This window comes from Kitasatospora sp. NPDC097643, assembly GCF_040302625.1.
Classification (GTDB): Bacteria; Actinomycetota; Actinomycetes; order Streptomycetales; family Streptomycetaceae; genus Kitasatospora.
Genome location: NZ_JBEOSA010000094.1, coordinates 21,201 through 27,720, shown reverse-complemented (window position 1 = coordinate 27,720; position 6,520 = coordinate 21,201). Strand labels below are relative to the sequence as shown.

6 protein-coding genes are annotated in these 6,520 nt (G+C 75.9%); 1 reads left to right on the top strand and 5 read right to left on the bottom strand.

Annotated elements, in window-relative coordinates:
- Positions 1-42 precede the first annotated feature (42 nt).
- On the top strand, positions 43-957 hold the full coding sequence (locus tag ABTY15_RS36680) for a LysR family transcriptional regulator (protein WP_350605575.1): 915 nt from the start codon (positions 43-45) through the stop codon (positions 955-957).
- A gap of 43 nt (positions 958-1,000) precedes the next feature.
- Here the strand turns inward: ABTY15_RS36680 and ABTY15_RS36675 are convergent, their stop codons facing one another.
- The 5 genes from ABTY15_RS36675 to ABTY15_RS36655 all read right to left on the bottom strand — a co-directional run bounded on the left by ABTY15_RS36675 (position 1,001) and on the right by ABTY15_RS36655 (position 6,437).
- Positions 1,001-1,837, bottom strand: a complete 837-nt coding sequence (locus ABTY15_RS36675; RefSeq protein WP_350605572.1) for an ABC transporter permease subunit — start codon at positions 1,835-1,837, stop codon at positions 1,001-1,003.
- Positions 1,834-2,817, bottom strand: a complete 984-nt coding sequence (locus ABTY15_RS36670; RefSeq protein ID WP_350605568.1) for an ABC transporter ATP-binding protein — start codon at positions 2,815-2,817, stop codon at positions 1,834-1,836. The genes ABTY15_RS36675 and ABTY15_RS36670 overlap by 4 nt, the downstream gene beginning before the upstream one ends.
- Before the next feature lie 216 nt (positions 2,818-3,033).
- Positions 3,034-4,461 (bottom strand): RtcB family protein, encoded by a 1,428-nt coding sequence (locus tag ABTY15_RS36665; protein WP_350605564.1) that lies wholly within the window; start codon positions 4,459-4,461, stop codon positions 3,034-3,036.
- Between the two features lie 99 nt (positions 4,462-4,560).
- A complete protein-coding gene (locus tag ABTY15_RS36660) occupies positions 4,561-5,016 on the bottom strand; it encodes an archease (RefSeq protein WP_350605560.1) in 456 nt (151 codons plus the stop codon).
- 185 nt (positions 5,017-5,201) lie between these two features.
- Positions 5,202-6,437, bottom strand: coding sequence for a styrene monooxygenase/indole monooxygenase family protein (locus ABTY15_RS36655; RefSeq protein ID WP_350605557.1), 1,236 nt, complete (start codon positions 6,435-6,437; stop codon positions 5,202-5,204).
- Positions 6,438-6,520: the final 83 nt, after the last annotated feature.

Here is a 6,520-nt window from a genome sequence, read left to right as displayed (position 1 = left end):
GCCCGGCGGCGACCCCGGCCCGGTGGCCGGCCGGACCCAGGTGTGCCTGCTGCGGGCCCAGGCGGCGGCCGACGGCGGACAGTCCGAGTCAACCAGCTGCGCACCTTCCTGACCGTGCACCGCTCGGGTTCCTTCACCGCGGCGGCGCACCAGCTGGGCCTGTCCCAGTCGACGGTCACCGCGCAGATGCGGGCGCTGGAGCAGCGGCTGGGCCGGGAGCTGTTCGAACGCCGGGCCCGCGGGGTGACCCCGGTGCCCTTCGCGGACGACCTCGCCGCCCGGCTGTCGGCCCCGCTCGACGAGCTGGCGGGCGTCGCCGACGGCCGGACCGGAGCGGCCCCGGAGCCGGTGCACCTGGCCGGGCCGGCGGAGTTCCTGGGGACCGTCCTGCTCGGTGCGCTGGCACCGCTGGTGTCCGAAGGGGTCCGGCTGCGGGTGTCCACCGGGCTGACCGATCCGCTGCTGGAGGAGCTCCGTGCCGGCCGGCACGACCTGGTCGTGGCGACCCGGCGCCCGCGCGGCCGTACCCTCACCGCCGAACCGCTCGCCGACGAGGAGTTCGTCCTGGTCGCCGCCCCGGTGTGGGCCGAGCGGCTGGCCGGCCGGGAGCTGCCGGCCGCGCTGGCGGAGGTCCCGCTGCTCAGCTACGCCGAGGACCTGCCGATCGCCCGCCGGTACTGGCGGCACGTCTTCGACCGCGGGCTGCACGCCCGGGCGGCGGTGACCGTCCCCGACCTGCGGGCGGTCCTGACGGCGGTCACCGCGGGCGCCGGGTGGAGTGTGCTGCCCGGCTACCTCTGCCGGGCCGAACTCGCCTCCGGCGCCCTGCGGTTGCTGCACGAGCCGGCGGACCCGCCGATCAACACCGCCTACCTGGTCCGCCGCCCGGCCGGCTCCGCCAACCCGCACGTCGCGCTGGTCCGCGAACGCCTGCTCGCCGCCGCGCGGGCCTGCTGACGGCACGACCGGGCCCGCCCCGACCAGGCCCGCCCTCCCGGCCTCAGATCGCCAGGTCACGCCGTTCCAGCAGCCGGAAGGCGGCCAGCAGCCCGAGCGCCCCGACCCCGAGCAGCACGCCCAACGCCGCCCACGGGACGCCCCCGTGGGCCAGCGCGTCGCCCGGCGTGTAGTAGTGGAACGGGCTGAGGTAGCGCAGTGGCGCCGCCGGTGACCACGCCAGGGCGACGAAGTTGAGCGCGAAGCCGACCGCGCCGAAGACCACGGCGGCGCCGACCACGTGCGCCCGCCGCCGACTGAGCGCCGACACCGCGAGCACCGGCCCGGTGAGGCAGAACGCGAAGGCGCAACCGAGCAGTCCGGCCGCGAACACCCCGCCCACCGGGACGGCGTCGCGCAGCTTCGGGGAGAAGGCCACGCCGAGCGCGACGGTCAGCGTGGCGGCCGCGTTGAGCAGCGTGGACGCGGCGATCAGCGCGCCGGCCCGTTCGGCGAGCAGCCGGCGTCGGGAGACCGGGCGGGTCATCAGCAGCTCGATGGTGCCGGACTCGACGTCGGCCGCGACGGCGGCGGCCCCGAGCGAGCCGATCACGGTGAGCTGGAGCGCGATCCAGAACGGGTGGGTGAGTCCGGCGCCCAGCAGGCCGGGGTAACTGGCGATGGAGACGTCGCCGTTGGAGCCGCTGAAGGCCTTGAAGGCGCCGGGCGGGTTGCGCCGGGCGCCGCCGAACAGGTCGGTGGGCGGGACGGTCCCGGCGATCACCACGATCAGCGTCTCGAAGACCACCACGCCCAGCAGCAGCGAGAGCAGCATCCGGCGGCGCCGGTGCAGGGCGAGCCAGACCAGCGGGAGGCGGCGGCTGACGGTCCCAAGGCTCATGACCGGCCCTCCGCCCCGACCGCGCCGTCGACGCCGTCAACCCCGTCGGCACCGTCGGCACCGTCGGCACCGTCAACGGCAGGCGGGCCGTCGAGGTCCGAGCGGTACAGGTCCAGGAACGCCTCGTCCAAACCCGCCTCCTCGACGGTGAGATCGGCCACCGGCAGCTCGGCGAGCAGCGTACGGACGGCCGCGACCACCTCGTCCGGCGGCACCAGCAGCTCGACCCGCTCCCCGTCCCAGCGCGGCGACCACCGCTCGGCGGCGCCCAGCGGCCGGGCACCCTGCCCGTCAGCGAACACCAGCCGGACCCGCCGGGCCCGGGCCTGGCGCAGCTCCGCGACCGAGCGGACGGTGACCAGCCGCCCTCGCCGCACGATCGCCACCCGCCCGCAGGCCCGCTGCACCTCGGGCAGCACGTGGCTGGAGAGCAGGACGGTGCGCCCGGCTCCGGTCTCCTCGGTGAGCAGTTCGAAGAAGGTCTCCTGGACGAGCGGGTCCAGCCCCTCGGTCGGTTCGTCCAGCACCACGACCTCGGGCCGGTGCTGGAGCGCCTGGACCAGCCCGAGCTTCTGCTTCATCCCGCGCGAGTACTCGCCGACCGCCCGGCCGAGGTCGGCGCGGGAGAGCTTGAGCCGCGCGCAGAGCTCTCCCTGGCGCGGCACCGGGGCGCCCTGGAGGGCGGCGAGCAGGTCGAGGGTCTGCTTGCCGGTGAGCTCGGGGTAGAGGCGCAGTTCGCCGGGCAGGTAGCCGAGCGAGGGGGCGAGCCGGCGGTGGTCGGCCACCGGGTCCAGGCCGAGCACCCGCACCTGCCCGTCGGTGGGGCCGAGCAGCCCGACCAGGCAGCGCAGGGTGGTGGTCTTGCCGGCGCCGTTCGGGCCGAGCAGGCCGAACACCTCGCCGGCGGTGACGGTGACGTCGAGCCGGTCGATGCCGACGGTGGCGCCGTAACGCTTGGTGAGCGACCGCAGTTCGATCACCGGGGTCCTCCCGGTGCCCGGTCCCGCCCCGCTCCCGGACTCGTCCCCTGGCATGGCGCACCACCTCCTGTGACGGCTGCGTCGGCCATCAAAGCGGCCGGGGGCGGCCCTGTCGAGAGACACGACCGGAATCCGGGGATCGGCGGATCGGGCGAGCGACCGATCGAGGCACCGCGGGGTCGACGGATCGGGGCACCGGGCGAGCGACGGACCGGGTCAGCCCTTGACCACGCCCAGCGGCACCAGGCGGGCGACCTGCCGGGCCAGCCCGGCCGCCTCGGTGGCGGCGGCGACCGCGTCCACGTCCTTGTACGCCTGCGGTGTCTCCTCCGCCAGGGCCCGCCACGAGGCGGGCCGGACCGCGATCCCCTGCGTCTCCAGGTCACTCTTCAGCCGCTCGCCGCGTACCGTCCGCAGTGCCTGGTGCCGGCTCCACACCCGCCCGGCGCCGTGGCAGGCGGAGCGGAACGCCTCGTTGTCGGGCAGCCCGACCATCACGTACGAGGCGGTGCCCATCGTCCCCGGCACCAGCACCGGCTGGCCGGCCCGGACCAGGTCGGCGGGCAGCTCCGGATCGCCGGGCGGCAGGGCGCGGGTGGCGCCCTTGCGGTGCACGCAGAGCTTCCGCCGCGTGCCGTCGACCTCGTGGGTCTCCAGCTTGGCGAGGTTGTGCGAGACGTCGTACACCAGCTCCAGGCCCACCCCGAGCGCGGTGGCGAACGCGCGCCGGGCCGCCTCGGAGAGCAGCTGCCGGTTGGCCCGCCCGTAGTTGGCCGCGGCGACCATGGCGCCCAGGTAGGCGCGGCCGCGCGGCGAGTCGACCGGGGTGCAGGCAAGCTGCGGGTCGGGGAGTTCGATCCGGTGGCGGTGCAGCTCGCGGTCCATGGCGTGGACGTGGTCGGTGCAGATCTGGTGGCCGAGGCCGCGCGAACCGCAGTGGATCATGACGCACACCTGGCCGGGGTGCAGTCCGAAGGCCGCCGCCGTCTCCGGGTCCGGCACCTGGTCGACGGCCTGGACCTCCAGGAAGTGGTTGGCCGAGCCGAGGCTGCCGACCTGCTGGAGGCCGCGTTCGACGGCCCGGGTGCTCACCTCGCCCGGGGCCGCGCCGTCCAGCACCCCCCGGTCCTCGCAGCGCTCCAGGTCGCGGGGCACGCCGTGGCCGTGCTCGACCGCGTAGCGGGCTCCGCCGAGCAGCAGCTCGTCCAGTTCGCCGGGCCCGTCCAGCCGCCAGAGGCCGCCGCGCCCGAGGCCGCGCGGGACGCCGTGGTCCAGCAGGTCCATCAGCCGGACGATCCGCTCGTGGTCGAGTTCCTCGCGGGCGACACCGGCCGCCAGCAGCCGGACCCCGCAGGAGATGTCGAAGCCGACCCCGCCGGGCGAGACCACGCCGCCCTGCTCGACGTCGGTCGCCGCCACCCCGCCGATCGGGAAGCCGTAGCCCCAGTGCACGTCGGGCATCGCGAAGGAGGCGCGGACGATCCCGGGCAGGGTCGCGACGTTCGCCACCTGCTCCAGCGCGCGGTCCCCGGCGGCCTGCGGCAGCAGACCGGCGGTCGCGAAGACCACGCCCGGCACGCGCATCGGCGGGCGCGGCTCGATCCGCCAGCGGCAGCGGCCCGCCTCCTCCAGTACGATCTCCACCTCGCTCACCCACCTCCACGGCCGACACTCCACGGCCGGCAGCGCCACGGCCGGCACCACCACGACCGGTACCTCCACGGCCGGTACCTCGACAACCGGTCAGACGTCCACGGTCACCCCGCAGGTCCAGCCCTCGGGGCCGGCGCTCAGCCTCAGGTCGTGCCGGGAGACGGCCTTCGGCACCGCACCGATCTGGACGGCGCCGGCCGCGTCGGCCATCCGGAACCGCACCCGAAGGCTGCGCGCACCGTCCAGACCCCGGATCGGCTCCAGCGTCAGGGCGACCGGGAGCTCGCCGTCGGCGTCCATCCGGTAGACGACCTCCTCCAGGACGCCCACGAGCAGGTCCGGATCGCTCACCGCCTCGACGGTGCAGGCGCGCTCGCCGAGGATCGGCGCGCCGGAGAGGTCGGCGAAGCTCCCGACCAGGGCGCTCACCAGCTCGCCGATGCAGCCCTCGGCCGTCGGCGACCACGCCTCCACCCGCAGGTCCGCCGTGTGCGGCACGGTCCGGTGACCGCTGCGGGCCTGCTCGGGGGGATTCCGCCCGTCCACGCGCGACGCCTCCCGCACCCGTTGCCGTCCCCCTCCAGCCTCAGCCCGGGCGGCCGCCGAAGGCAAGCGGCGCCCCGCCGTGGCAGGCGCGGCTGCCGGGTCACGGACGGATCCGACGGCACGGGTACGACGGCACGGACGACTACGGACCGCTACCGCCCGAGCCGAAAGGCTGGCGGGAGCCGTCAGCCGAGCGAGGCCAGGTACGCGGCCGTCAGCTCCGGCGAGGCCAGCCAGGCGGCGTGGTCGCTCGGCTCCGCATAGGTGTTGGCGAGCCGACGGGCCACCGCCCCGTGCTCGGCGGCAGCCGCGAACACCCCCTGCACGTGCTCCGGAACGGTGAGCATCGCCGTGGTGAACTCCACGGTGTGCCGGGCGTGTTGCTGCCAGAACCGTTCGGCGGTGCGGTGCATCCAGTCCGCCGTGAACGGGGCCTCGCCGTGCTCGACGATCGCCCGCCGGTACGCCTCCGCCGCCCGCGCCGCGCTGTTCGCGCCCTGGCCGGCGATCGGGTCGTTCACCACCACCGCGTCACCGAGGCCGAGCACGTGTACGGCGTCCACGCCAGCGCCCAGCTCCGCCACCGGCCGACGGACCGTCGGGGTCACCGCGCCGGAGAGACCGGCCCCGGCGTCGGTCGGCTCGGCCGCCGCCCACAGCTCCGCCTCCCACGGCAGGTACTCCAGCAACAGGGCGCGGATCCGGGCCAGTTGGACGTCGGGCGGCGGGGCGTCGCCGAACACGTCGAGCGGCCCGCCGGGCAGCGCCTCCCACAGCAGGATCGCGCACGGGCCGGAAGCGGTCAGGGCCGGCTGGAGGTAGAGCTCGCCGAGGCCGGGCAGCGCGTGCATCCGCGCCCGCGGCTCGGTGGCCGGGTCGGGCGATCCGACGCCGTGCACGTAGAGGCAGGACAGGGTGCGCTGCGGCCGGTCGAAGGACGAACGGGCGGCGTCCCGTTCGAACACCCCGGACAGCCCGCCGCGCCCGGCCGCGACGACCGTCAGCTCGTGCCGCCGGGCCAGCTCGTGCAGGCCGACCCGGTCCAGCGTCCGGTACTCGATCCGGCCGCCGCGCTCCGCCAGCAGCTCCAGCCAGCGCGCCAGCTTGAGCCGCTGGTCGACCGACTGGGCGGGCTCGTCGAGCGTCATGGTGAATTCCAGCGCCCGGATCCCGGGGCTCGGGGTGAGCACCGCCCGCACCGCGGACACCGCCGGCGCCTCGTCCGCCCACAGGTCCAACCCGGCCGCCGCCTCGATCCGCAGCGCCGGGCCGAACATCGCCTGCGTCGACAGCACCCGCCCGCCGCGCAGCTGCTCCGGGGTGCGCTCCGCGACCAGCGTCACCCGGTACCCGCCGGCCGTCAGCCCCAGCGCGAGTTGCAGGCCGGCCTGGCCCGCCCCGACCACGGCGATCCGACGCATGAGCAGCCTCCCGGTGGAGCCGAGTGAACGTCGACTGAACGTCAACCAGGCACAGTAGCCGAGCAGTCGGCGGAGCGCACCGG